Source organism: Kocuria sp. NPDC057446, from assembly GCF_042802875.1.
In the GTDB taxonomy this organism is placed as follows: Bacteria; Actinomycetota; Actinomycetes; order Actinomycetales; family Micrococcaceae; genus Kocuria.
The window spans coordinates 1-1,050 of record NZ_JBHVDI010000304.1 but is presented as its reverse complement, the minus strand read 5'-3'; the positions used below and the strand labels follow the sequence as shown (position 1 = coordinate 1,050).

1 protein-coding gene is annotated in these 1,050 nt (G+C 79.7%); it reads left to right on the top strand.

The genetic code is table 11. The features are described 5' to 3' along the window. Nucleotides 1–68 precede the first annotated feature (68 nt). A partial coding sequence (gene truA, locus ACFU0Y_RS18260) for a tRNA pseudouridine(38-40) synthase TruA (protein WP_380216395.1) occupies nt 69–1,050 on the top strand: 982 nt, incomplete at its 3' end.

Below are 1,050 nucleotides of genomic sequence, written 5' to 3'. Positions count from 1 at the left end.
GCCGGGGACCTGGTCCCCGGCGGCGTCGTCGTGCCCGCCCCCTTCCCGACATCCCCCAGGAGCTGAGCATGAGCCCGTCCGAGACCCCCGTGCGCGTGCGGGTCGACCTGGCCTACGACGGCGCGCCGTTCGCCGGGTGGGCCCGCCAGCCCCGCCTGCCCACGGTGCAGGGGGCCCTCGAGGACGCCCTCGCGGTGCTGGTCCGCCGCGACGTGCGCGTCACGGTGGCCGGTCGCACGGACACCGGCGTGCACGCCCGCGGCCAGGTGGTGCACCTGGACCTGGCGCCGGAGGAGTGGGCGGCGCTGGCCCGCGGCCGGGCGGAGGACCCGGCGCGTGCCCTCGAGCGCCGGCTCACGGGCGCGCTGGCCCACGTCCTGGGCCGCGGCCGCCGCGAACAGGGCCTGCCGGAGTGCCCGGGCGCGGTGGTCGTGCGCCGTGCCGGTGCCGCCCCGGCCGGCTTCGACGCCCGCTTCTCCGCGGTCTCCCGCCGCTACAGCTACCGGATCGACGACGGCGCGGCGGGCCGGGACCCGCTGACCCGGCACTCGACGTGGTGGTCGAAGGACGTGCTGGACGTCCCCGCGATGGCCCGGGCGGTGCAGGACCTGGTGGGGCTGCACGACTTCCTGTCCTTCTGCCGCCCCCGGGAGGGCGCCACCACGGTGCGGGAGGTCCTGGAGGTCTCCGTCGAGCGGGACCGGGACGGCCTGGTGGTGCTGGGCATCGAGGCGGACGCCTTCTGCCACCACATGGTCCGCTCCGTCGTGGGCGCCGCCGCCCGCGTGGGCGCGGGCCGGGAGGACCCGGACTGGCTCGGCCGCCGGCTCGCGGAGCGGGTCCGGGACGCCAAGGCGCTGCTCGCGCCGCCGCACGCCCTCGTGCTCGAGGAGGTCCGCTTCCCCGGGGACGCCGCGCTGGGGGAGCGGGCCGAGCGCACGCGGGCCCGCCGCGAGCCGCTCGGCGGAACCCCCGGCTGCGGGTCCGGCGATCCGTCCGGCGGGACTCCCCGGGCCCCCGGGCCGGCGGGAGCCCGGGCCGCCGAGGGAC